This is a genomic window from Azospirillum rugosum (genome assembly GCF_017876155.1).
Classification (GTDB): domain Bacteria; phylum Pseudomonadota; class Alphaproteobacteria; order Azospirillales; family Azospirillaceae; genus Azospirillum; species Azospirillum rugosum.
The window spans coordinates 51,083-75,926 of record NZ_JAGINP010000021.1 but is presented as its reverse complement, the minus strand read 5'-3'; the positions used below and the strand labels follow the sequence as shown (position 1 = coordinate 75,926).

The window sequence follows — 24,844 nt, the reverse complement described above, 5'->3', positions numbered from 1 at the left end:
CCGGTCAGCCTCGTTGTCCGTTCGCCGCGGCCTGCGCAGCCGCCGACGTGCTTTGATTCTTGTCCTGTCGGGTGTCCAGCGCGGAGAGCGCCTCCACCACCACCGCCATGCGGCTGCCCAGCGATCCCTTGACCAGCACGACGTCGCCGCCCTTGACGGCGCCCGTCACGACGGCGGCCAACTCCGCGCTCGTCTCCGCCCAGCCGCCGCGCATCGCCGCGGGCAGCCGGTCGAACAGGGCGCGCATGTGCGGGCCGCAGGCGTAGACCGCGTCCACATGCGCGGCCTTCAGCGGCTCGGCAAGCTGGGCGTGCAGCGCGTCGGCGCGCTCGCCCAGTTCGCGCATGTCGCCCAGCACCGCGATGCGGCGCCCGCCGGCGCCGGGGTCGATCTTGCCCAGCACCTCGAAGGTCGCGGCCATGGCCGCCGGGCTGGCGTTGTAGCTCTCGTCGATCAGGGTCAGGGCGCCGCGCGCGGCGTGGATGCGCTTGCGCGTGCCGCGGCCCTTGACCGGCTGGATGGAGGACAGCGACCGCGCCGCCGCGGCGACGTCGCCGCCCACCGCCTTCACGGCCAGCAGCACGGCCAGGCTGTTCATCACCCAATGCTTGCCGGGCAGCGCCAGGCAATACTGGATGCGCTCGCCCAGGATCACCGCGGTGACCGCGCTGCAGGTCGCGTGGAGCGAGCAGTCGAGCAGCCGCGCCTCCGCGTCCTCGTGGGCGCCGAAGCTCCAGATGCGGCTCAGCCCCTGGGTGCGGGCGGCGGCCAGCAGCCGGCCGAAATGCGGGTTGTCGCGGTTCAGCACGGCGACGCCGTTGGGGTTCATCCCCTCGAAGATCTCGGCCTTCGCGTCGGCGATCGCCTCGACGGAGCTGAAGAACTCCAGGTGCGCCGGCTCCACCGTGGTGATCACGGCGACGTCCGGCATGACCTGGCGCGACAGCGGGCCGATCTCGCCGGCGTGGTTCATGCCCAGCTCGAAGATGGCGAACTCGCGGTCGGCCGGCAGGCGGGCCAGCGACAGCGGCACGCCCCAATGGTTGTTCAGGCTGCCCTCGGTGGCGAAGGTCAGGCCCTGCGCCGACAGGACGTGGCGCAGCGCCTCCTTGGTGCCGGTCTTGCCGACCGACCCGGTGACGCCGATCACCTTCGCCTTGCTGCGCAGCCGCGCGACGTTGCCGAGGTCGGCGAGGGCCGCCAGCGTGTCCTGCTCCACGGCCAGCAGCGACGCGTCACCGGGCACGCCCGGCGGCACGGTGCTGACCAATGCTGCGGCAGCGCCGGCCTCCAGCGCCTTGGCGACGAAGTCGTGGCCGTCGAAGTTCGGCCCCTTGATCGCGACGAACAGGTCGCCGGGCTCAACCTTGCGGCTGTCGATGGTGACGCCGGTGGCCGTCCAGGGGCGCGTCGCCTGCCCATTGGTGGCGGCGGCGGCATCCTCGGCGGTCCAAAGAACGGCCTTCTCGTCGCTCATGCTCCAACCTCCGCTACGGCGGCCCTTGCCTCGGTCGCGTCGTCGAAGGGCAGAACCACCGTGCCGACGGTCTGCCCATGCTCGTGTCCCTTGCCGGCGATGACCAGGACGTCACCGGCCTGCAAGCCCTTGACGGCGGCGCGGATGGCCTCGCGCCGGTCGCCGATCTCCTCCAGGCCGGGGTGGCCCGCCAGCACCTCCTTGCGGATGGCCGCCGGCACCTCGGTGCGCGGATTGTCGTCGGTGACGATGGCGCGGTCGGCCAGGCGGCCGGCCAGTTCCCCCATCACCGGCCGCTTGCCGCGGTCGCGGTCGCCGCCGCAGCCGAACACCGCCACCAGGTGGCGCTCCGCGTGCGGCCGCAGCGCCCGCAGCACCGTTTCCAGCGCGTCGGGCGTGTGGGCGTAGTCGACGTAGACCGTCGCCCCGCTGGGATGCGTGGCGACGTGCTGAAGGCGTCCCGGCACGCCGTCCAGGCTTGCCAGTGTGTCCAGAGCAAGGTCGCGGTCTTCTCCCGAGCCGATCACCAGGCCGAGCGCGCACAGCACGTTCCACGCCTGGAAGCGGCCCGCCAGCGGCAGGTCCACGGTGGTGTCGCGGCCCAGCACGGACAGGGCGAGGCGCTGGCCGTGCGCCAGCGGTTCGACCCCGTTCACCCGTATCTCGCGGCCGGCCAGACCGTACCCGAAGACGCGGTGACCGCGCTGTGAACAAATCTCGGAAAGATGTGGAAAGGCGTCGCTGTCGGCGTTCAGCACGGCGGTCCCGCCCGGCGGCAGCAGCCGGCCGAACAGCATCGCCTTGGCCTCGAAATAGGCCTCCATGCTGCCGTGGTAGTCCAGGTGGTCGCGGGTCAGGTTGGTGAAGCCCGCGGCCTTCAGGGTCACGCCGTCCAGCCGCGCCTGCTCCAGCCCATGGCTGGAGGCCTCCATGGCCAGCCGCTCGATCCCCGCGTCCTTGACCGCGGCCAGATCCCGGTGCAGCGACACCGGGTCCGGCGTCGTCATCCCGCCGTAAGAGTCCAGCCCCGGCCCGATCAGCCCCAGCGTGCCCAGGCTGGCGCCCCGGTGGCCCAGCCGCTCCCAGATCTGGCGGGCGAACTGCACGGTGGAGGTCTTGCCGTTGGTCCCGGTCACCGCCACCACCGTGTCCGGCTGGCGGCCGTGAAAGGCGGCGGCCATCAGCGCGAAGCGGCGGCGCGGCTCCGCGTCCTCGATCAGCAGCGCGGCGCTGCCGGCGGGCAGGGCGGTGCCATGCGGCGCCACCACCGCGACGGCGCCTTTGGCGAGCGCGTCGGCGATGAAGGCGCGCCCGTCGGCCTTCGCGCCGGGCAGGGCCGCAAAGACGAAACCGGGCCTGACCGCGCGGCTGTCCGCGGTCAGCCCGGTCACCTCGATGGCGGAGGATCCGGCAGGCGCGTCAGCGCTGCTTTCCGGAAGGAGGCGGGACAGAAGCAACGGTGCTGCCTTTCGATTGCGCGGGCGGAGGCGGCGGTCCAGGCGGGATCGTCTGACCCGCGGTGTTGATGTAGGTGGCGTTGATGACCTCGGGCGAGGCGTCGTCCACCGGCGGGACGCCGAGCAGCGGCCCGATCTGCTTCACGACGCGGCCGACCGCCGGGGCGGCGACCCAGCCGCCGGTCGCGAAGCCGTAGGTCTTCTTGGTGCCCTTCGGCTCGTCGACCAGCACGTAGACGATGTAGCGCGGGTCGTGCATCGGGAAGGCGCCGAGGAAGGACGACATGCGCGAGTTGCGCTCGTAATGCCGGCCCTTCTGCTTTTCCGCCGTGCCGGTCTTGCCGCCGACGACATAGCCCTTGGCGTTGGCCGCCTTGGCCGTGCCGTCGGTGACCACGAAGCGGAACAGCCGGCGCATCATCGCGGAGGTCTGCGGCGCGATGACCTGCTCGCCCGGCACCTCGGCCGCGGGGTCGCGCTTCAGCAGGGTCGGCGGGTGCAGGACGCCGCCGTTGATGGTCGAGGCGGCGGCCGTCACCGTGTGCATCGGGCTGACCGACATGCCATGGCCGAAGGAGATGGTCATGGTGTTGATCTCGCGCCACGGGTTCGGCACCAGCGGCCAGCCGTTCTCCGGCAGCTCCAGCGCCGTCGGGCGGGTCAGGCCGAGCTTGGTCAGGAAGGCCTTCTGCGCCGCCACGCCCACGGTCAGCGCCATGTGCAGCGAGCCGAGGTTGGACGACTCCTGGAAGATCTCCGCCACGTTCAGGTTGTGGTGGAACGGGTGGTATTCCCGGATCGTGAAGCGCCCGACCGAAACGTTGTGCGTCGTGTCGAAGACGTCGGTGACCTTGATCTTGCCCGAGTCCAGCGACATCGCCGTGTTGAAGATCTTGAAGGTCGAGCCCATCTCGTACACGCCGAGCGTCGCCCGGTTGAACAGCGCGTCCTGGCCCGCCTTGTCGTTGAGCGGCGGCGGTTCGTGCGGATCGAAATCGGGCAGCGAGACCATCGACAGCACCTCGCCGTTGCGCACGTCGAAGATGATGCCGGTGGCGCCGATGGCGCTGAATTCCTGGATGGTCGCCGTCAGCTCCTTCTTCAGGATGTGCTGCAGGCGCAGGTCGATCGACAGCTGGAGCGGCTTGTTCGGCTCGTTCACCAGCCGCTTGTTCATGGACTGCTCAAGCCCGGACAGGCCGTTGTTGTCCACGCCGGTGAAGCCGACGATGTGCGAGGCCAGGTTGGAGGCCGGGTAGAAGCGGCGCTCCTCGCGCTCGAAATAGACGCCGGGCAGGCCCAGCCGGAACACCGCGGCCTGCTGCTTCGGCGTCAGGTTGCGCTTGATCCAGACGAATCGCTTCTCGCCGGTCAGCTTGCCGAGCAGCTCCTTGTAGTCCAGCTCCGGCAGGGCGACGGACAGCTTCTTGGCCACCTCGTCCGGCCGGCTGATCAGCTTCGGGTCGGCGTAGAGCGACTGCGTGGCGAGCGAGGTCGCCAGCAGGTTGCCGTTGCGGTCGACGATGTCGGCGCGGTTGACCGGCGGCGCGTCGATCTCCGCCGCCATGCGCTGGCGCGGCTCCGACGCGTGGCTCAGCAGCGTTGCGTCCACCAGCTTGATGCCAATGGCCGTGAAGACCAGCGTCACCATGGCGGCGGTGACCATCAGCCGGTTCCGGCTCCGCTCCAGCGCGACCGACAGCGACGTCCGCGGCTTGGACGCCGGGGGCGGCACGCCGTAGGCGCCGGGGGGCGGCCCACTGAGGGGGGTGTCGAAGCCGGGCGGCTGGTCGTTCATCGATTGGCCCCCAGACGGGCGACGAGGACGCCGATGCTGTCGGTGGCCTTCGGGGCCGGGGGCGGAGCCGGGACGGCGGCAACCGCGGCCGGCTGGGCGGCCGGCTGCTTGGCGGCCGGCACGGACAGGGTCTTCACCGTCGAGGAGGGGGCGGACGCCGTCTGGGTCGGCATGGGCTGGGACGGCGTGGGCTGGGACGGCGTGGGACGCGCGGCGACGTCCACCTGCTTGATGGTGGGCGCCGGCGCCGGGGCCGCCTTGGCGGCGGGCAGGGCGGGGGCCTTGCCGGCGCCGGGGATCAGGGTGGACGGCTTGATCGGGGCCGGCTTGGCCGGGGTGGCCATGCCGGACGGCAGCGACGCCGGGATGATGCCGCCATTGTTGGTTGCGTTGCTGCCGGAAGCCACGGCGGTGCCCGGCGCCGACGGCGCCAGACGGACCATGGGCGGCAGCGGCGCCACGCCGTCGTGCTTCCCGTCGTTCTTCAGGCCGTCGCCGGCCTTGGGCGCGTCGGGCGGCGGCACGGGGCGCATGGGCACCACGTCCATGGCGACGAACTGCCGCGCCTCGGTCGGCTGCAGCTGAAGATGCTGGGAGGCAAGCGATTCCAGGCGCGTCGGGTCGTTCAGGTAGCTCCATTCCGCTTTCAGGATCTGGATCGCTTCCTGCTCGTCCATGATCTGACGGTTCAGGGAGCCGAGCTTGTCCTCAAGCTCCTGGACCTCGTAGCTGGTCTGGAACAGCACGCCGCCGGCGGCAGCGGCCAGGCCGAGCCAGAACAGCGCGGATTTACCCTTCATGCCGCCTCCTTGCCCGGCGCCGGGAATGCCGGCGCCGTGGTGCGTTCGGCCGCGCGCAGCCGGGCAGAGCGCGCGCGGGGGTTGCTGTGGGACTCCGCTTCGGTCGGCAGGATCGGCTTGCGCGACAGAAGGCGGAAGGATGGGGACCGCGCGTCGGCCGCAAGGCTTGGCGCGTGTCGGGACGGGGAGGGGGGAGGCGAAGACCGTTCCTTCAGGAACGTCTTTACTTCCCGATCCTCCAGCGAATGGAAAGAGACAACGGCAAGCCGCCCGCCGGGCTTCAGCAGCGATTCGGCGGCGGCGAGGCCGCGGCGCAGTTCGCCCAGCTCGTCGTTCACGTGGATGCGCAGCGCCTGGAAGGTGCGGGTCGCCGGGTCGATGGCGTCGCCCTTCCCCTTCGGCACCACGGACCGGACGATCTCGGCCAGCTGCCGGGTGCGCTCGATCGGCGCGCTCTTGCGGGCGGCGACGATGGCGCGGGCCACGCGGCGGGCCATGCGCTCCTCGCCGTAGTGGTACACGATGTCGGCCAGCTCGCCCTCGTCGGCGGTGTTGACCACGTCGGCGGCCGTCGGCCCATCCCGTCCCATGCGCATGTCGAGCGGGCCGTCGAAGCGGAAGGAGAACCCGCGCTCCGGCTCGTCGATCTGCGGGGAGGAGACGCCGACGTCCAGCGCCACGCCGTCCACCGACTCGACTCCGCGCTCGGCGAGCAGGGCGTCCATGTCGCCGAAGCGGCCTTCGATGACCTCCAGCCGCCCGGGGTAGGCGAGGGCGAGCTGGCGGCCGCGCGCGATGGCGGCGGGGTCGCGGTCGATGCCCCATACGCGGCAGTCGGCCGACTCGAGAAGGGCGCGGCTGTAGCCGCCGACGCCGAAGGTGCCGTCCACATAGACGCCGCCGTCGCGCGGGGAGAGCGCGTCGACGACCTCGTTCAGGAGGACGGAAATGTGGCGGGCATCAGGAGCGGTCATGGCGGATCAGCCCTCCCCTGCCCGGTTGGCGGCGCCGCGGGACGCCTTGGCGACGATCTGGCTCAGCGAGATGTCCTTGCGCACGACCTGGTCGCGCAGCGTCTGCTCGTGGGCCTTCAGGGCGCCCGGCTCCCAGATCTGGAAGGTCTTGCGGCGGCCGATGAAGGCGGCTTCCTCGCCGATGCCGGCGAACTCCGCCAGTTCCTTGGGCAGGACGATCCGGCCCTCGTTGTCGAGGGAGACGGGGATCAGCTTGCCGAAGATGAAGGTCTCGATCATGTCCCGCTCGTCCGCGTCCAGGTCGGGGGACTCCAGGCTTTCGGAGAGGATGTCGAGATAGTCCTGGTCGGCGCCTTCCAGCGCCTGGTGGTTCAGCGAGGGCCACAGGTAGACGGTGCCGGGGGCCGAGCTTTTGGCAAGCGACTGCCGGAACTGCGCCGGGATGGAGCAGCGACCTTTCCTGTCAACTTTGTTGACGTATGTGGACAGGAAAATGGCCATCGGCCCGACGAACGCCCCCCTTCCCCGTTGTTCGGGACCCGCCGTCGCGAGGCCCCTATCCGCCCGTTCCGCCAAACCCGCCCAACCCGGCTACCTTGGTTGGGTAGGTCTCCCCCCGAACTGGGCTTTCATGGGATAGCATGGGACAACATGGGCGTCAACGCCCCCGCCAGTATTCAGACAGGACTGTCAAGACTTAACGCCCGATGTGTTGCAAGGGCGCAAATAGGTGAGCGGATTCGGCGAGATCCAGCAACATTTCGGCGCCTTATCGGGCGTAACGCTGCGGTCCAGGGCGAGAGTTGCCCGGATGTTCCAAACAATCCGTTGCCGTGACTCGTGAAGTGGTTCTGCAAAAAGGCGAATCGCACCCACCAAAAGGCCTACCCTGCGGGGGTAGCCGGGGCGGGTCGGTCATGGGACGGCATGGGAAATTGCCCCACAGTTATCCACCGCCTGTGGATGAAGCTGGGGAAAGATGGGCGCAACCATCCCCAGCCCCGCAACAAGGGGGTAGGGCGCTACGCCGGAGGAGGTGGATGGGCTGTGGATAAGCGGATCGCGATCCGCTTCGGGCCGCGACGGCGGCCCCGGCCGCTCGTGCGGCCGAAGCCCGGCTGGCGTGTGAAGCCGATAAAAAGCTTCAACCGAACGCCGTTCGGTTGAAGCGCCAGATGGCCTGTAAGCCGGGTTTTGTCCTCGGGGTTTCCCCCGATGGATGGCCATTCATCTGGGACGCCGGTTGCCCGGCGCCTCTCGCGACCAACCCGGGCGGCGGCGCGGAAACGCGCTTGGCCCCATACCATCCCAAAAGGGATGGCGGGCCGTGCCGCCCCTATTCGGTCTTGCTCCCGGTGGGGTTTACCGTGCCGCCCCTGTTGCCAGGGGCGCGGTGCGCTCTTACCGCACCCTTTCACCCTTACCGCGGCCCCCATGGCAAAAGCCTGGATGCGCGCGGCGGTTTGCTTTCTGTGGCACTTTCCCTAGGGTCGCCCCCGCCGGCCGTTAGCCGGCACCGTGTTTCCGTGGAGCCCGGACTTTCCTCCCCCGACGGAGTCGAAGGCGGCCATCCGGCCATCTGGCGCGGCCTTGTTTATAGAGGTGTGTGGAAAACCGCAATGGCGGATGGGTGCAGTGTCACCACAGAGACACGGAGGCACAGAGATATGCCTTTCCACAGCCGTCCCCCGGCACGGAGGTCGGCGCTGTCCCGACCTCTCCGTGTCTCCGTGCCTCTGTGGTGAGTCCCCTCTGGCCCACCCGACGCCACCCCAGTGGGGCTCGATCCCAAATATAAATATAAGAGTGTAGGAACGGCTACCGTCCCGTCATCCGGACCAGGGCGCGCAGCCTTCGCACCGTCTCCGCATCCGCCGCGCCGGTCATCGCCTCCGGGTGGAAATGGCGCTGGAAGGACAGCAGCGCGCGCGGGGCCGCTGCGTCGTACCCATAGCGTCCCAGCAGCGCCGTCACCTCGTCGGCCGTGAACGGCCCGTCATCCTCCGCCTGCGGCTCCGGCCAGACCCCGATCCCATCCGCGGCCAACCCGCGCCAATCGAACAGCTCGCCCGGATCCTCCTTGCGGTCAGGGGCGATGTCGCTGTGCCCGATCACATCGGCGGGCGCGATCCCATGACGTCCCACGATCGCTCGGCACAGCTCCACCACCGCCTGCATCTGGACGGCGGGGTAGGGGCGGTAGCCGAACTCGTGGCCCGGGTTGACGATCTCCACGCCGATGGAGCGGCTGTTCACGTCGCCCCGCCCGCGCCAGTTCGACACGCCCGCGTGCCAGGCGCGCCGGTCCTCCGGAACGTGGGCGTAGACGGTGCCGTCCTCGTCCACCGTGTAGTGGGCGCTGACCTGGGCCGCCGGGTCGCACAGCCGGTCGAGCGCCGAGGCGGCGGTCGGCATGCCCGTGTAATGCAGGATCAGAAGCTCCACCCCCGCGCCGTCCGCCCGGGGGCCATGGTTGGGGGAGGGGCGGTCCACAATCATGTCGGATTCGTCACCTTGTCGCCGACCACGTTCGGGCGGCGCTGCACGATGAAGGCGACCCCGCCCAGCGTCAGGCAGCCGCCAAGCACCAGCCGCAGCGTGAAGGGATCGCCCATCAGCATCACCCCAGCCGCCACCCCGAACACCGGCACGGTCAGCAGGTAGGGCATGGTCTGGTTCACCGCGTACTTGCGCAGCAGAGGGTACCACAGGCCGTAGGCGATGATCGTCACCCCAATGGCCATGTAGGCGATGGAGCCCCAGCCCCAGGCGCTGGCGTTGCCGAGCGCGGCCAGATGCCCGTCCTCCAGAAGCAGCGACAGGACCAGCAGCTGAGGCGCGGCGAACAGCGCCATCCAGCCGTTCAGCGCGAAGCCGTCCACGCCGATGATCGTCTTCATCTGCATGCTGGCGATGGCGAAGGCGAAGCTCGCCGCCAGGATCATCAGCATCGGCGTCAGCGATCCGGCCAGCCGCGGCTCGCCCGCGATGACCATCACCCCGGCAAAGGCCGTCGCCATGCCCAGCGCCCGGCGCCCGCCCAGCTTGTCCTTGAACAGGATCGACGCCAGCAGGGACGAGAAGGGCACCTGCGCCTGCGCGGCCAGCGAGGCGGTGGCCGCGTCGATGCCGTTCAGCCCGGTGAACATCAGCGGAAAATGGATGCTCCCCAGCGTCACCGACAGGACGGCGATGGGCAGCATCTTGCCGCGCGGGATGCGGGCGAAGGGGACCAGCAGCGCCGCCACCAGGACGAAGCGCAGCGCCATGATGAACAGCGGCGGGAATTCCGCCAGCCCCCATTTCGCCACGACGAAGTTGAGGCCCCAGATCGCCATGACCAGGAGCGCCAGCAGCGAATCGCGCAAGCTCATGCGCGGCCGCCTTCCAACTCCTCGCGCAGGGCCTCCAGCTCCAGCCAGCGTTCCTCGGCGGCGGACAGCTCCGCCTGTTTGGCCTGCAACTGGTCCGACGTCTTCTGGAACTTCGCGGCGTCGCGGGCGAACAGGTCGGGGTCGGCCAGCGCCGCTTCCAGCTTGGCCACCTCGGCCGTCAGCTTCTCCATGCGGGCCGGCAGGTCGTCCAACTCCCGCTGGTCCTTGTAGCTCAGCTTGCCCTTCGGCTTGGCCGCGGCCGGTGCGGCGGCGGGCTTCGCCTTGGGCGCCGCGGCGGCCTTGGCCTGCGGCTGCGGGCGCTGCACCAGGTAATCGGCATAGCCGCCGGCGTATTCGGTGACCACCCCGTCGCCCTCCACCGCGATCGTGCTGGTCACCAGCCGGTCGAGGAAGTCGCGGTCGTGGCTGACCAGCAGCAGCGTGCCCTGGTAGTCGCCCAGCACGTCCTCCAGCAGGTCCAGCGTGTCCATGTCGAGGTCGTTGGTCGGCTCGTCGAGGATCATCATGTTGCTGGGCCGCGCGAACAGCCGGGCGAGCAGCAGCCGGTTGCGCTCGCCGCCCGACAGCGCCTTCACCGGGCTGTCGAGCTGGCGGGTGTCGAACAGGAAGTCGCGGATGTAGCCGGCGACGTGGCGCGGCTGGCCGTTGACCATCACGCTGTCGCCGCCGAAGGGGCACAGCACCTGGCGGATCGTCTCCTCCGGGTCCAGCCCGACGCGGCGCTGGTCGAAGTAGGCGGTCTCAAGATTGGTGCCGAGCCGGATCGTTCCGCTGTCGGGATCCATCTGGCCGGTCAGCATCTTCAGCAGGGTGGACTTGCCGGCCCCGTTCGGCCCGATCAGCCCGACGCGGTCGCCGCGCAGGATGCGGGTGGAGAAGTCCTTGACGATGGTCTTGCGACCGTCGGCCGTGTCGAAGCCCTTGGAGATGCGGTCGGCCTCGATCACCATGCGGCCGCCGCGCTCGGCTTCCGCGATGGCCAGCTTGGCCTGCTGGCCGCCCTTGATCCGCTCGGCGCGATCGGTGCGAAGCTGCAACAAGGCGCGCACGCGGCCCATGTTGCGGGTGCGCCGGGCGGAAATGCCCTCGCGCAGCCACTTCATTTCGCCTTCGATCTTGCGGTCCAGCTTCTGGGCGGCGATGTCCTCCGCCTCGAACACCTCGGCCTGCCAGGTCTCGAACTCGGCGAAGCCGCGGTCGGTGGCGCGCACCGTGCCGCGGTCCAGCCACAGCGTGCGCTTCGCCAGCCGGTTCAGGAAGCTGCGGTCGTGGCTGATCAGCAGCAACCCGCCGCGGTAGGCCAGCAACTCCTCCTCCAGCCACTCGATGGTCGGCAGGTCCAGGTGGTTGGTCGGTTCGTCCAGCAGCATCACGTCGGGGTTGCCGACCAGCGTGCGGGCCAGCGCCGCGCGGCGCGCCTCGCCGCCCGACAGCGTGCCGGGGTCCAGGTGGCCTTCCAGCTGCAAGCGGTCGAGCACCGCGTCCACCCGGTGCGCCTCGTCCTGCTCGTCAGCGGGCAGGCCGGCGGCGACGTAGTCGTGGACGGTGGCGCAGCCCGTGAAGTCCGGCTCCTGCGGCAGGTAGGCGATGCGGGCGCCCGGCTGCACGAACACGTTCCCGCCGTCCGGCTGGACCATGCCGGCCAGCACCTTCATCAGCGTGGACTTGCCGGAGCCGTTGCGCCCGACCAGACAGGCCTTGTCGCCCCGCCCGATGGACAGGTCGATGGATTCGAACAGCGGCCGGCCGCCGAAGGTGACGGACACGCCCTGGAGCGCGGTGATCGGAGCGGGAGGAGCCATGACTGACGGGGCGACCCAACGATACGGTGTGCGGAAGGCTGCTTATATAGCGCGCTCCCCCCACCCCCGCGACACCCGATTGCGCCGGGGCGGGGATGCGTTGTCTTGGAAATGGGGGAGTGGTTGCGTTGGGCCCCCCTCCCAACCTCCCCCCGTCGAAGATGGGGGGAGGGGCAATCCCCTCCCCCGTCGAAGATGGGGGAGGGCTAGGGTGGGGGCCCAACGCGACTACTTTCTACCCCCGCCCCCGTTCCTTCTCGATTCGATCATACGCCGCGTTGATGGCGGCGACCTTCTGCGTGGCGAGGTCCACGAACTCCTGCGGCAGGCCTTGCGCGATCAGCTTGTCGGGGTGGTGCTCGCGGACCAGGCGGCGGTGGGCGGCCTTGATCTCCTCGTCGCTGGCGCGGCGCGACACCCCCAGCACCCCGTACGGGTCGGTGTCGTCGCTGGTGCCGGCGATATGGTGCCCGGCCAGGATCCGCTCGAAGTCGGCGTCGGCGAATCCGAAGATGTGGGCGACCTGGCGCAGGTAGTCGACCTCCGTCTCGTGCAGCTCGTCATCGGCCTCCGCGATCATCAGAAGGCTGTCCAGCAGCTCCTCCAGCACCGCGTGGCGGTCCTCGAACAGGGCGGCGATCTGCGTCGCGTACTCCTCGAAGCCGTGCGTGTCCTTGCGGGCGAGGTCGAAGACGCGGCCGACGTTCGGCAGTTCGTCCGGCGGCACGCGGAACAGGCGGTTGAAGGTGTCCACCTCCACCCGCTTCACCACGCCGTCGGCGCGCGCCATCTTGGCCGACAGGGCGATCACGCCGATGGTGAAGGCGACGGACTTGGTCCCGTCGGCCGGGCCGCACAGTCCCAGAAGGCCGCCCGTCAGGCCGCCCTGGACACCGCGGTCCACCGCATAGCCGGCGGCGACCCCCACCAGGGCGCCGAGCGGCCCGCCGATGGCGAAGCCCGCGGCCCCGCCCAGGATCTTGCCCCAAATGCTCATGGATTCCGCCCCTTGACCGAAGGTGGCGCAGCATAGCGGCAGCCTCCGGCACCCGCCACTGTTGCGATGGTGCCACAAGCTTGGCCGTCGTGCGGCGGGCGCCCTTGTCTGTGCTTGGCTCATGCCCATGTTGCAGTGCAGTATGACTTATGGCCGAGCCAACGGCCGAACACGCCCCGCCATCGAAGGGCCATCCGGGAACGAACGCTCTGCGCAGTGCGAACACACCCCCACGCACCGAGAGCCCGCGCCATGCCCGTCTTCCGCAAGCTTCTTCCCGCAGAACTCGCCCAGTACCGGGCCCATCTGCTGCGGCTGGACCGGGCCGACCGCTACGCCCGCTTCACCGGCACCGTGTCGGATGAGACCATCGCGAAGCACTGCGCGAAACTGGACTGGGGCCGCACCATCCTGCTGGGCGTCTTCGACCAGGGCGAACTGCGCGGCGCGGTGGAGCTGTGCACCGACCGCCTGCTCTGGCCGCACGAGGCGGAACTCGCCATCAGCGTGGAGAAGGGGCTTCAGGGGCGCCGAGTCGGCACCACGCTGGTCCGCCGCGCGCTGGCCGTCGCCGCCAACCGCGGGATCCGGCGTGTGCACATGATGTGCCTTTCCGACAACGTCCGCATGCGCGCCCTGTCGCGCAAGTTCGGCGGCCGCATGTCCCTTCAGGACGGGGAGATCGCCGTCGCCTTCGACCTGCCGCACCCGACGCAATTCTCCCTCGCCCTGGAGGCGCTGGAGGACGGGGCGGGCGCCGTCAACGCCATGCTCGATACCCTGCCGGCGATTCTCAAAGCCGCGGCGTAGGCCCCCATAGGCCCAAGGAGACGGTCGGGGTCGGCCGCTCCCTGCACCTCCGTGCATCCCACCCTTTCGCGCACCCCGGCTTGAACCTGCGGTGTCGTATGGTCACACTCCCGTCTTCAAAGGTAAAAAATCAGGGAGTGGTAGATGGCGCCCCAACAGCCGGGCCGGTGGCAGTTCTGGATCGATCGCGGCGGTACCTTCACCGACATCGTGGCGAAACGGCCCGACGGTTCGGTCGCGACGCACAAGCTGCTGTCGGAAAATCCGGAGCGCTATCCGGACGCCGCCATCCAGGGCATCCGCGACCTGCTCGGCCTCGCTCCCGACCAGCCGATCCAGGCGGAGGCTGTCGAGGCCGTGAAGATGGGCACCACCGTCGCCACCAACGCGCTGCTGGAGCGCAAGGGCGAGCGCACGCTGCTCCTCATCACCGAAGGGCTGGGCGACCAGCTGCGCATCGGCTATCAGGCGCGGCCCAAGATCTTCGCCCGCCACATCGTCCTGCCCGAACTGCTGTACGAGCGCGTGGCCGAGGTGCCGGAGCGCATCAAGGCCGACGGCACGGTGCTGAAGCCGGTGGACATCCGCGCGGTGCGTTTGCAGCTGGAAGAGGCCTTCAACGACGGCTTCCGCGCCGCCGCGGTGGTGCTGATGCACGGCTACCGCCACCCGGAGCATGAACGGCAGGTGGCCGCGCTGGCGCGCACCATCGGCTTCACCCAGGTGTCGGTCAGCCACCAGGTCAGCCCGCTGATGAAGATCGTCGGGCGCGGCGACACCACGGTGGTGGACGCCTACCTGTCGCCGATCCTGCGCCGCTATGTGGAGCAGGTGGCGGGGGAGCTGAACGGCATCCGCCTGATGTTCATGCAGTCGAACGGCGGCCTGACCGACGCGCGCTGGTTCCAGGGCAAGGACGCCATCCTGTCCGGCCCGGCCGGCGGCATCGTCGGGGCGGTGCGCACCGCGCGCATGGCCGGCTTCGACCGGGTCATCGGCTTCGACATGGGCGGCACCTCCACCGACGTGTCGCATTACGCCGGGGAGTATGAGCGCGCCTTCGACACCCAGGTGGCCGGCGTGCGCATGCGGGCGCCGATGATGCACATCCACACGGTGGCGGCCGGCGGCGGCTCCGTCTGCTTCTTCGACGGCGCGCGCTTCCGCGTGGGTCCGGAAAGCGCCGGGGCCAACCCGGGCCCGGCCTGCTACCGCCGCGGTGGCCCGCTGACCGTGACCGACTGCAACGTCATGGTTGGCAAGCTGCACCCCAAATTCTTCCCCCGCGTCTTCGGGCCGGAGGCCGACCAGCCGCTCGACGCCGCCATCGTCCGCGAGAAGTTCACCGCCTTGGCCGAGGAGGTGAACGCGGCGCTCGGCACCGCCATGACGCCTCAGCAGGTGGCGGAAGGATTCCTGAAGATCGCCGTGGACAACATGGCGAACGCCATCAAGAAGATCTCGGTCCAGCGCGGCTACGACGTCACCCAATACACGCTGAATGGCTTCGGCGGGGCGGCGGGCCAGCATGTCTGCCTGGTCGCCGATGCGCTCGGCATGACGAAGGTGTTCCTGCACCCGCACGCCGGCGTGCTGTCCGCCTACGGCATCGGCCTCGCCGACACCGTCGCCATCCGGGAGCGCGCGGTGGAGGCCCGCCTGGACGAGTCCCTCGTCGGCCAGCTCTCCGAAACCCTCGCGACACTGGAGGCTGAGGGGCGCGTCGAACTGGCCCGCCAGGGCGTGCCGGAGGACCGGCTGTCCGTCCTGCGCAAGGCGCACATCAAGGTGGAGGGCTCCGACAGCCCGCTCATCGTCGATTTCGGGCCGCTTGCCGCGATGAAATCCGCCTTCGAGGCGGCGCACCGCCAGCGCTACGGCTTCATGATGGAAGGCAAGGCCCTGGTGGTGGAGGCCGTCTCCGTCGAGGCCGTGGGCCGGACGGAGAGCGCCGACGACCTGGACCTGCCCAACGTCACCGGCGCCCTGCCGCGCCGCCTCGCCACCCTGACCATCCACACCGGCGGGGAGGACCGCGAGGCGCCGGTCTATGACCGCGACCTGCTGCAGCCCGGCAACCGCATCACCGGCCCGGCGGTGATCCGCGAGAAGATCGCCACCACCGTGATCGAGCCGGGCTGGATCGCCGAGGTGACGCGCAAGAACCACCTCGTGCTCACCCGCTATGAGGAGCTGCCGCAGCGAGTCGCCGTCGGGGCCAAGGCCGACCCGGTGATGCTGGAGGTCTTCAACAACCTGTTCATGTCGATCGCGGAACAAATGGGCTTCACGCTGGAGAAGACCGCCTATTCCGTGAACATCAAGGAACGGCTGGACTTCTCCTGCGCGCTGTTCGACGCCGACGGCGGGCTGATCGCCAACGCGCCGCACATGCCCGTGCATCTGGGATCCATGGGCGAGAGCGTGCGCGCCATCATGGTGCAGCGCCAGGACGGCATGAGCCCCGGCGACGTCTACATGCTGAACGACCCCTACCACGGGGGCACGCACCTGCCGGACATCACCGTCGTCACCCCGGTCTTCGACGAGGCCGGCGATGAGGTGCTGTTCTACGTGGCGTCGCGCGGCCACCACGCCGACGTCGGCGGCATCACGCCGGGCTCCATGCCGCCGGACAGCACGACCATCGACCAGGAAGGCGTCCTGCTCGACAACGTCCAGCTGGTCGACCGGGGGGAGTTCCTGGAGGAGGCGGTGGTCAGCCTCTTCACCGCCGGCCCGCACCCGGCGCGCAACGTCCAGCAGAACCTGGGCGACCTGAAGGCCCAGATCGCCGCCAACGAGCAGGGCGCGCAGGAGCTGCGCCGCATCGTCGCCCAGTTCGGGCTCGACACCGTGCGCGCCTACATGCGCCTCGTCCAGGACAACGCGGAGGAGCAGGTCCGCCGCGCCATCGACGTGCTGACCGACGGGGAGTTCACGCAGGAGCTGGACAACGGCGCGGTCATCAAGGTCCGCATTTCCATCGACAAGGCGGAACGTTCCGCCATCGTTGACTTCACCGGCACCAGCCCGCAGCTGACCAGCAACTTCAACGCGCCGACCGCGGTCTGCCGCGCGGCGGTGCTGTACGTCTTCCGCACGCTGGTGGACGACGAGATCCCTATGAACGAGGGTTGCCTGAAGCCCATCGACATCGTCATCCCGCCCGGCACCATGCTGTCGCCCAGCTATCCCGCCGCGGTGGTCGCCGGCAACGTGGAGACCAGCCAGTGCATCACCGACGCGCTCTACGGCGCGCTCGGCGTTCTGGCCTCGGCCCAGGGAACGATGAACAACACGACCTTCGGCAACGAGCGCTACCAGTATTACGAGACGGTCTGCGGCGGCTCCGGCGCCGGCCCCGGCTTCGACGGGACGGACGCGGTGCACACCCACATGACCAACTCCCGCCTGACCGACCCGGAGGTGCTGGAATGGCGCTTCCCGGTTCTGCTCGACAGCTTCCGCATCCGCCGCGGCTCCGGCGGGGCGGGGCGCTGGCACGGCGGCGACGGGGTGGTGCGGCGCCTGCGCTTCCTGGAGCCGATGACCGCCGCGATCCTGTCCAACCACCGCCGCGTCCCGCCCTTCGGCCTGAAGGGCGGCGCCCCCGGCCAGATCGGCCGCACCTGGGTCCAGCGCACCGACGGCTCCGTCGAGGAACTCGGCCCCCAGGACAAGACCGCGATGGGCGAGGGCGACGTGCTGGTGGTGGAAACCCCGGGCGGGGGTGGGTACGGGGAGGGGTGAGGTTCTCGCGCCGGGCCCCCCTCCCAACCTCCCCCACTTCGCTCTCGCGCAAGCGAAGCTTGCGCTGACGCGGCAGGCGGACCCTTTGGGTCCGCCGAGAGCGGGGGGAGGAGTTGAGCGTCGGAGTGGCGGAGTTCCCTCCCCCGTCGAAGATGGGGGAGGGTAGGGAGGGGGCCCAACGCGAAAACTATGTGGGGGCCCAACACGACCACCCCCCACCCAAGAATCCCCCCTACGCCCCCTTGCCGGGCCCCATCTGCTCCCGCTGGGCGCCGGAGCCTTCGCGCGCCGGGCCGAGCATCGGTTCCTCGCCCAGCGGCTGGGCCTGTTTCGCGCTGAACTGGCCCTTGCCGTCCAGCGACGGGCCGCTGGTGAAGCGGCCGGCGGGCGGCGGCTCGCCGTTGCGCTCCGTCCCGGCGAAGACGTAGCTGAACTCCTGCTTCTCCAGCGACTGGTCGAAGCTGTTGGGGATGGGCAGGGCTTCCGGCCCGCCCAGCTCCTCCACCACCGCCAGCCACTGCTGCTGGTGCATGGTGTCGCGGGCGATGAGGAAGGCCAGCATGTCCTTCATGCCCGGGTCGTGGGCGGCGTTGTACAGGCGCACGGCCAGGGTGCGGCCGGTCGCCTCCGCGGTCACGTTGGAATACATGTCCGCTGCAAGGTTGCCGCTGGCGTAGATGTTGGAGCAGTCGAACGGGACGCCGTCGGCGTTTCCCGGGAAGGCCGCGAGCCCGGTGGACAGCAGGTGCTTGTGCAGCATGCCCTCGACCATGTGCCGGGGCCGCTCCCCGCCCATGACGGCGTTGACCACCGGGTTGGCCTCCGCGGTGCTTTCCTGGAGGGACAGCGGGGCGTTTTCCAGGTTCATGGCGACGGCGGTGGCCAGCATCTCGATGTGGCCGATCTCCTCCGTCGCCGTGTTCAGCAGCATGTCGCGGTATTTGCTGGTCGGCCCCCGCGCGCCCCAGGCCTGGAAGAAATACTGAAGGCAGACGCGCAGCTCGCCTTCGACGCCGCCGATCGCCTGCTGCAATTGACGTGCGAACAACGGGTCCGGCGTCTCGACGCGGACGGGATATTGCAGGCGTTTGTCGAAAAAATACATTGGAATGGCCTGTGCTGTTGGGGACGATTGCTCATCGATCGCCGACAACAAGAGCCATTTATCAAAGGTGCGCAGAAAATAGGTTCACTTTACTTGCGATGGGCGGCCTTTCGCGGGCGTGGCATGCCTTTCGGTCAGGGCAGGGGCGCGGCCGGTGCTTCCGCCTCCGGAACGTTCCGGTCCCCGTTTAATCGCCGCGCCCGGCCCTCGTGCAACCGCGCCATCAGCACGCGCTGGCCCTGGACGACCCGCTGCTTGAAGGACCCCAAATGCCGGCGGGCGTCGAACAGCAGGCTGCCCTTTTCCACGACGGTGCGGTGCGCCACCGCCCCGCCGAAGCCCATCATGAACTGAAGCCGCTCCCGGCTGGTGATCCCGTCGAAGTCGAAGCGCAGGCCGCGCGCCAGCGCGTCCTGGATGCCGTGCCAGATCAGCAGGCTGACCGCCCCCAGCTCCGCCGACCGCCGCGTGCGGGTGGACAGGAAGTAATAGTAATCCCGCTCGTCCCAGACGAAGAAGACCGCCGCGTGCAGCTCCCCGTGCCGGTCGAAGGCGCCCAGGATGCGGCCCTGCCCGTGACTCTCGGCGGCCTCGGACAGGCGGGGGATCAGTTCGGAATCGAAATAAGGCTCCACGCCGTCCAGGTTCTCCAGATAGAAGGTCCGGAAGGCGATCGCCGGCAACGGCACGGCGTCCAGCCGCTCCTCGGCGCGGCGGATCACGTTGCGGGTCTTGTCGCGCATCTCGCTCCAGGCGTCGAAGCCGGGCCGGCGCGTGTCGACGACCAGCGTGTGCAGCAGCCGCGTGCGGAAGCCGTTCATCTGCCAGGCCAGCGCGTCCGGGCAATCCGGCCCCAGAACGAAATGGGTGATGTGCGCGCTCGGCAACTGCGCCACGAGGTCCGAGACGATGGCCAGCGTCCGGCGGTTCAGCGATTCGTTCTTCTTTCCCTCCACCGACAGCACCGGGTGCAGCACCCGCGTCAGCTGCGGCGTGCCGCAGGCGGTCATGCCCCGCTCCTTGAAGGTGCCGTAGGGCAGCCAGCCCTGCACATGCCCACCCTTTTCGGACAGGGCGGTTCCCCAGTGCCCGCCGGACACGACGTCGAGCCACCAGGGCTCGTGAAAGATCGTGCGGTGCATGCGGTCGTGTCCCCGTCTGGGCCTTTGCGTGCGTGCGGGCTCCGGCCATGGTTTCAAGGGAGTAACGGCGCAGGTTCGGAAAAGAGCCATAACGAAGCCGTGGATCGAGCGTTTTTTGCACCGCTTTAGCCGGCGAATCCTTGCTGCGGGTGCGAAATCCTAGGCGTTTCCCGCCCCGGTCATCCGTGGATTGCGATCGCCCCGCTTGCCAGCCTTCCCGCCGGGCCTTAGCCTTGCGTGGTCGTACCACCAAGCAAGAACCCCCAGGGGAGGTCTTCGTCCATGTCCGTCGTCCCGTCCACCCGGCCCCGCGTCGCCCTCACCGACGAGGCGAAGGCCGAACTGAAGGCCCTGCTCGGCGACCGGTTCAGCACCGCCGCGGCGGTGCGCGAGCATCACGGCAAGGACGAATCCTACCACCCGAACTTCCCCCCGGACGGCGTCGCCTTCGCCGCCTCGACGGAGGAGGTCAGCGCCATCGTCAAGATCTGCGCGAAACACACGCTGCCGATCGTCCCCTTCGGCACCGGCACCTCGTTGGAAGGCGGCGTCGCGGCGCTGGCCGGCGGCATCTGCATCGACGTGTCGGGCATGAAGGACATCCTGCGCGTCAGCCCGGAGGATCTGGACGTCACCGTCCAGGCCGGCGTGACCCGCAAGCAGCTGAACGAGCATCTGCGCGACACCGGCCTGTTCTTCCCGATCGACCCCGGCGCCGACGCCTCGCTGGGCGGCATGGCCTCCACCCGCGCCAGCGGCACCAACGCGGTGCGCTACGGCACGATGCGCGAGAATGTGCTGGGCCTGACGGTGGTGCTGGCCGACGGCCGGATCATCAAGACTGGCGGGCGCGCCCGCAAGTCCGCCGCCGGCTACGACCTGACCCGCCTGTTCGTCGGCGCGGAAGGGACGCTGGGCATCATCACGGAAGTGACCCTGCGCCTCTACGGCATTCCGGAGGCGATTTCCGCCGCCGTCTGCCCCTTCAAGGACATCCGCGGCGCGGTGGACACGGTGATCCAGACCATCCAGACCGGCATCCCCGTCGCCCGCATCGAGCTTCTGGACGAGGTCCAGATGGACGCGGTGAACAAGTACTCGAAGCTGGACTACGCCGTCGCCCCGACCCTGTTCTTCGAATTCCACGGCACCGCCGCCGGGGTGCAGGAGCAGGCCGAGATGGTCGCGGCCATCGCGGCGGAGAACGGCGGCACGGAGTTCGCCTGGGCGACCCGGCCGGAGGACCGCTCCAAGCTCTGGCAGGCCCGCCACGACGGCTATTACGCGGCGCTGGCGCTCCGCCCCGGCTCCAAGGGCTGGCCGACCGACGTCTGCGTGCCGATCTCCCGGCTGGCCGACTGCATCCTGGAGACCAAGCAGGATATCGCCGAGTCCTACCTCCTGGCCCCGCTGGTCGGCCATGTCGGCGACGGCAACTTCCACCTCGTCTACGTCGTCGATCCCGACAAGCCGGAGGAGCTGGCCGAGGCCAAGCGCCTGAACGACCGCATGGTCGACCGCGCGCTCGCCATGGGCGGCACCTGCACCGGCGAGCACGGCATCGGCTACGGCAAGATGGAGTTCCTGGAGAAGGAAGCCGGCGAGGCCTTCGCCGTGATGGGCGAGTTGAAGCGCGCCTTCGACCCGCACAACCTGATGAACCCGGGCAAGGTCGTGCGGATCTGACGCGCGTCAAAATTTGAAGTGCCCGCGGCGCGCGAATCGACCGATTCGCGCGCCGTTTTCGTTGCACGCACCGCGCGTGCCCTTCGCATCGCCGGGACTCGCCTAAAACAAAGCTACAAATCTTCAAGAAAACAGGGGTGGCGTGGAACCTTCGTCATAAGCGACGCTTGTGTTTCCAGCACTTTTTGACGACTGAGAATGCGTTTCCGGTTCCTCTATCCTGTTGTGAAAGAGGAGGCGGAATGCAAATAGACAAAATCGAACCGCCGTGGCCTTTGGATGAGCTTGCCCGGCTCGACAGCCTGAAGAGTTACGGCGTGCTGGACACGCCCGCGGAGGAGGTGTTCGACCGGATCACGCGCCTTGCCGCCCGCCATTTCGACGCGCCGATCGCGCTGGTCAGCCTCGTCGACGAAACCCGCCAGTGGTTCAAGGCCCGCTTCGGGCTGGACGTCTCCTGCACCGGCCGCAAGCTGGCCTTCTGCGCCTACAGCATTCTGGAAGAGCGGGTGATGGTCGTCCCCGACGCCACGGCGGACGATCGCTTCGCCGACAACGTCCTGGTGACCGGGCCGCCGCACATCCGCTTCTACGCCGGTGCCCCGCTGATCACGCCGGACCGCCACCTGCTCGGCACGCTCTGCGTGATCGACCGAAGGCCGCGCGACGACTTCGGCCTCGACCAGCGCCGCGACCTCGCGGAGTTCTCCCGCCTCGTCATGCATGAACTGGAGGCCAGGCGCGCCATGGACGAGGCGCAGCGAGCGCGCCGGGACGCCCAGCGGGCGGACCGCGCGAAGACGCGCTTCCTGGCCGCCGCCAGCCACGACCTGCGCCAGCCCTTCCAGGCGATGGAGCTTCTTCTCGGCGTCCTGGCCCAGCGTCTCGCCGGCCAGCCGACGCCGTTGGAACTGCTGGAGCGCGTGCAGGAGGCGCTGCATTCCGGCCAGGACCTGCTGAACGGCCTTCTGGACATCGCGACGCTGGAGGCCGGCACGGTCGAGCCCACCGTCACCGCCTTCCCGGTCCGTCAGGTGGCCGAGCGGCTGACGCGCGAGATGAGCGCGCAGGCCGACCTGAAGGGGCTGCGCCTGCGCGTCATGGACTGCAACGCCGTGGTGCGCAGCGACCCGCTGCTGCTGGAACGCATCCTGCGCAACCTGCTCAGCAACGCCATCGCCCACACATCGGGTGGAAAGATCCTGCTCGGCTGCCGCCGGCGCGACGCGACCCTGTGGCTGGACGTGTGGGACACCGGCCCCGGCATCCCGCCGGAGCAGCTGGACCTTGTCTTCGAGGAGTTCTACCAGCTCGGCAATCCGGAGCGGAACCGCAACAAGGGCCTCGGCCTCGGCCTCGCCATCGTGCGCCGCACCGCGGATCTGCTGGGCCATCGCGTCACGGTGCGCTCGCAGGTCGGCAAGGGGACGATGTTCCGCCTGGAACTGCCCCTGGCCGACGCCCCCACTCCGTCCGCCGACCCGTCCGCGTCGCCGGACGCCCCCAACCTCGCCGGCCACACGGTCCTGGTCATCGAGGACGAGCAGCAGCAGCGCGGCGCCCTGGCCATGTACCTGCGATCCCAGGGCTGCCGGACCATCGACGTGGCCTCCGCGGAGGAGGCGGTCGCCCGCATGGGGGAGGGGAGCGGGCTGCCGGACGTCGTGGTCAGCGACTTCCGCCTGACCGGCCGGACAACCGGGCTGGACGCCATCGCCGCCGTCCGTCAGAAGGCCGGGCGCCCGATTCCCGCGGTCCTGGTGACCGGCGACACTGACCCGCAACGGCTGCGCCAGGCGAAGCGGGCGGGCTGCGCGCTGTTGCACAAGCCCTTCCGCCCCGACGACCTCCGCCGCGCCCTGTCCCGCGCCTTCGAGCGGAAGCCGGGCTAACGGACGAGTCGCGTCATCAGGCTCGACGTGTCCAGCCGGTTTCCGCCCATGGCCTGGACCTCGGCGTAGAACTGGTCGACCAGCGCGGTGACCGGCACGGCGGAGCCGTTGCGGCGCGCCTCGTCCAGCACGATGCCCAGATCCTTGCGCATCCAGTCCACCGCGAAGCCGAAGTCGAATTTGCCGTCCAGCATGGTCTTGGCGCGGTTCTCCATCTGCCAGGACTGGGCGGCGCCCTTGGAGATCACGTCGACGACCTGATGCCCGTCCAGCCCGGCCTTCTGCGCGAAGGCCATGCCCTCGGCCAGTGCCTGCACCAGCCCGGCGATGCAGATCTGGTTGACCATCTTGGTCAGCTGCCCCGCGCCCGACGGCCCCATGTGGGTGACGGAGCGGCCGTAGCAGGCCATCGCGTCGCGGGCCTGCTCGAAGGCGCCGGAGTCGCCGCCGACCATCACGGTCAGCACGCCCTTCTCCGCCCCGGCCTGCCCGCCGGACACCGGCGCGTCGAGGAAGGACAGGCCGCGCGCCTTCGCCGCCGCGTCCATCTCGCGCGCGACGGCGGCGGACGCGGTCGAATGGTCGGCGATCACGGTGCCCGGCTCCATGCCGGTCATGGCGGCCCCGGCGACCTGCCGCACGTCGTCGTCGCCGCCCACGCACAGGAATACCAGCTCCGCCCCGCGCGCGGCGTCGGCCGGGCTGTCGGCGCGCCGGCCGCCGAATTCGCCGAATTGCTCCACCCAGGCGGCGGCCTTGGCGGCGGTGCGGTTGTAGACGGTGACGCGGTGCCCGGCGCGCGCGAGGTGGCCGGCCATGGGAAAGCCCATGGTGCCCAGCCCCAGGAAGGCGATGGTGCGGGATAAGGTCGCAGTCTCGGCCATCGGTCTTGTCTTTCCGTTGTTGTCGGCGGTTGTTATGGCTCTCGGTGGAGCGGAGCCTAGGGCGGGCCTGCTTGGCGATCAACGGCCGGCGATCAAACGCCGGATTACCGCAGGCGAGGCGGGGCTCCTTTGCCCGTTTCGCGTGTTCCTTCTTTCGAAGGAGGTTGTCTCGCCGCGCGCTTGCTCCCCGCGCAAGATGTGTTAAGAGGGTAAGAGCCGGACGCAAGATTCGTGTCCGGGAACCGATTTCCGACACTCACAGCCACGGGCTTTGGGCCAGACAACAAGGGAAGGACTGCCGCATGAGCAACCAGTCGGGTTTCCAGGACGCGCCGCCGGACGATCGCTCGGGCTTCACCGAGGACCAGGAGAGCGCCATCCGCATTCTCGCCAACAGCCTGCACCGCCTGAATGACGCCGTCGTCAAGGCCGTCGAGGCCGGCGTGACGGTTGAGCTGATGCGCACCGCCCGCTACCACAACGCGTCGGGCAACTGGGGCGACCAGCTCACCCCGGTGATCCGCACCAAGTAACCGGCGCGACCGCCGGCGGCCAAGGCCCCCCTTCCTCCGGGAAGCGGGGGCTTTTTCATGCCCCGGCGGGCGGAACCGGCGGAGCGTTCAGGGGTTCCACTCCCGTGCGGATTCCGTCCGGAGTGAACGGCCATGAACGACGCCCAGCAGCAGCCCCCCCGCGATCCGGGGCCCTTCCACGACCGCGGGACCGACGAGCGCGAAGCCATCTGGCGCATCCACAGCCTGTGCGAACCGACCTTCACCGACCTGACCCACGGCATCTTCCTGGGCGTCGTCTGGTCGGCGCTGCTCTGGGCGCCGATGTTTATAAGTGCGCTTATGTGATCAGGCCACCTG

19 protein-coding genes and 1 other RNA gene are annotated in these 24,844 nt (G+C 69.5%); 6 read left to right on the top strand and 14 right to left on the bottom strand.

Features of this window, described 5'->3' with window-relative positions; genetic code table 11:
* Positions 1–4: 4 nt before the first annotated feature.
* The 11 genes from J2851_RS25455 to J2851_RS25405 all read right to left on the bottom strand — a co-directional run bounded on the left by J2851_RS25455 (position 5) and on the right by J2851_RS25405 (position 12,700).
* Positions 5–1,477 (bottom strand): UDP-N-acetylmuramoylalanyl-D-glutamyl-2,6-diaminopimelate--D-alanyl-D-alanine ligase, encoded by a 1,473-nt coding sequence (locus tag J2851_RS25455; protein WP_209769787.1) that lies wholly within the window; start codon positions 1,475–1,477, stop codon positions 5–7.
* Positions 1,474–2,934, bottom strand: coding sequence for a UDP-N-acetylmuramoyl-L-alanyl-D-glutamate--2,6-diaminopimelate ligase (locus J2851_RS25450; protein ID WP_209769786.1), 1,461 nt, complete (start codon positions 2,932–2,934; stop codon positions 1,474–1,476). The genes J2851_RS25455 and J2851_RS25450 overlap by 4 nt, the downstream gene beginning before the upstream one ends.
* A complete protein-coding gene (locus J2851_RS25445) occupies positions 2,897–4,732 on the bottom strand; it encodes a peptidoglycan D,D-transpeptidase FtsI family protein (protein WP_209769785.1) in 1,836 nt (611 codons plus the stop codon). Before J2851_RS25445 ends, J2851_RS25450 begins: the two co-directional genes overlap by 38 nt.
* Positions 4,729–5,532 carry a cell division protein FtsL gene (gene ftsL, locus J2851_RS25440; protein WP_209769784.1) on the bottom strand — a complete coding sequence of 268 codons (804 nt, stop codon included), beginning with the start codon at positions 5,530–5,532 and terminating at the stop codon, positions 4,729–4,731. Before ftsL ends, J2851_RS25445 begins: the two co-directional genes overlap by 4 nt.
* Positions 5,529–6,506 (bottom strand): 16S rRNA (cytosine(1402)-N(4))-methyltransferase RsmH, encoded by a 978-nt coding sequence (gene rsmH, locus J2851_RS25435; RefSeq protein WP_209769783.1) that lies wholly within the window; start codon positions 6,504–6,506, stop codon positions 5,529–5,531. Before rsmH ends, ftsL begins: the two co-directional genes overlap by 4 nt.
* Positions 6,507–6,512: 6 nt before the next feature.
* The gene (locus tag J2851_RS25430; RefSeq protein ID WP_209769782.1) at positions 6,513–7,007 is read right to left on the bottom strand and encodes a division/cell wall cluster transcriptional repressor MraZ; all 495 of its coding nucleotides are present in this window, start codon (positions 7,005–7,007) and stop codon (positions 6,513–6,515) included.
* Positions 7,008–7,673: 666 nt separating this feature from the next.
* Positions 7,674–8,089, bottom strand: an RNA gene (rnpB, locus tag J2851_RS25425) — RNase P RNA component class A.
* 235 nt (positions 8,090–8,324) lie between these two features.
* Positions 8,325–9,005: an N-acetylmuramoyl-L-alanine amidase gene (locus J2851_RS25420; RefSeq protein WP_209769781.1), complete on the bottom strand. Its 681-nt coding sequence runs from the start codon at positions 9,003–9,005 to the stop codon at positions 8,325–8,327.
* On the bottom strand, positions 9,002–9,880 hold the full coding sequence (locus J2851_RS25415; protein WP_209769780.1) for a DMT family transporter: 879 nt from the start codon (positions 9,878–9,880) through the stop codon (positions 9,002–9,004). Before J2851_RS25415 ends, J2851_RS25420 begins: the two co-directional genes overlap by 4 nt.
* The gene (locus J2851_RS25410; protein ID WP_209769779.1) at positions 9,877–11,703 is read right to left on the bottom strand and encodes an ATP-binding cassette domain-containing protein; all 1,827 of its coding nucleotides are present in this window, start codon (positions 11,701–11,703) and stop codon (positions 9,877–9,879) included. Before J2851_RS25410 ends, J2851_RS25415 begins: the two co-directional genes overlap by 4 nt.
* Before the next feature lie 235 nt (positions 11,704–11,938).
* Entirely contained in the window at positions 11,939–12,700 is a 762-nt protein-coding gene (locus J2851_RS25405) for a TerB family tellurite resistance protein (RefSeq protein ID WP_209769778.1), read from the bottom strand.
* A gap of 252 nt (positions 12,701–12,952) precedes the next feature.
* Here J2851_RS25405 and J2851_RS25400 point away from each other — a divergent pair, with 252 nt between their 5' ends.
* Both J2851_RS25400 and J2851_RS25395 read left to right on the top strand, forming a co-directional pair.
* Complete coding sequence (locus tag J2851_RS25400; protein ID WP_209769777.1) at positions 12,953–13,510, top strand: GNAT family N-acetyltransferase; 558 nt, start codon at positions 12,953–12,955, stop codon at positions 13,508–13,510.
* Between the two features lie 144 nt (positions 13,511–13,654).
* A complete protein-coding gene (locus J2851_RS25395; RefSeq protein WP_209769775.1) occupies positions 13,655–17,263 on the top strand; it encodes a hydantoinase B/oxoprolinase family protein in 3,609 nt (1,202 codons plus the stop codon).
* 232 nt (positions 17,264–17,495) lie between these two features.
* Here J2851_RS25395 and J2851_RS25390 read toward each other — a convergent pair whose 3' ends face one another.
* Positions 17,496–18,368, bottom strand: coding sequence for a manganese catalase family protein (locus tag J2851_RS25390; protein ID WP_209769774.1), 873 nt, complete (start codon positions 18,366–18,368; stop codon positions 17,496–17,498).
* Positions 18,369–18,502: 134 nt separating this feature from the next.
* Complete coding sequence (locus J2851_RS25385; RefSeq protein WP_209769773.1) at positions 18,503–19,510, bottom strand: GNAT family N-acetyltransferase; 1,008 nt, start codon at positions 19,508–19,510, stop codon at positions 18,503–18,505.
* Between the two features lie 282 nt (positions 19,511–19,792).
* Here J2851_RS25385 and J2851_RS25380 point away from each other — a divergent pair, with 282 nt between their 5' ends.
* Together J2851_RS25380 and J2851_RS25375 are read left to right on the top strand one after the other, a co-directional pair.
* On the top strand, positions 19,793–21,196 hold the full coding sequence (locus J2851_RS25380; protein ID WP_209769772.1) for an FAD-binding oxidoreductase: 1,404 nt from the start codon (positions 19,793–19,795) through the stop codon (positions 21,194–21,196).
* 242 nt (positions 21,197–21,438) lie between these two features.
* On the top strand, positions 21,439–23,088 hold the full coding sequence (locus tag J2851_RS25375) for a hybrid sensor histidine kinase/response regulator (RefSeq protein WP_209769771.1): 1,650 nt from the start codon (positions 21,439–21,441) through the stop codon (positions 23,086–23,088).
* On the opposite strand, the gene J2851_RS25370 is transcribed toward J2851_RS25375, so the two are convergent.
* Positions 23,085–23,972, bottom strand: a complete 888-nt coding sequence (locus J2851_RS25370; protein WP_209769770.1) for an NAD(P)-dependent oxidoreductase — start codon at positions 23,970–23,972, stop codon at positions 23,085–23,087. The two genes, J2851_RS25375 and J2851_RS25370, sit on opposite strands and share 4 nt — an antisense overlap.
* A 302-nt stretch (positions 23,973–24,274) precedes the next feature.
* On the opposite strand from J2851_RS25370, the gene J2851_RS25365 reads away from it, so the two are divergent.
* Both J2851_RS25365 and J2851_RS25360 read left to right on the top strand, forming a co-directional pair.
* A complete protein-coding gene (locus tag J2851_RS25365) occupies positions 24,275–24,505 on the top strand; it encodes an SMc00767 family acetate metabolism repressor (RefSeq protein ID WP_209769769.1) in 231 nt (76 codons plus the stop codon).
* A 132-nt stretch (positions 24,506–24,637) separates the two neighbouring features.
* Positions 24,638–24,832: a hypothetical protein gene (locus J2851_RS25360; RefSeq protein ID WP_209769768.1), complete on the top strand. Its 195-nt coding sequence runs from the start codon at positions 24,638–24,640 to the stop codon at positions 24,830–24,832.
* Positions 24,833–24,844 lie beyond the last annotated feature (12 nt).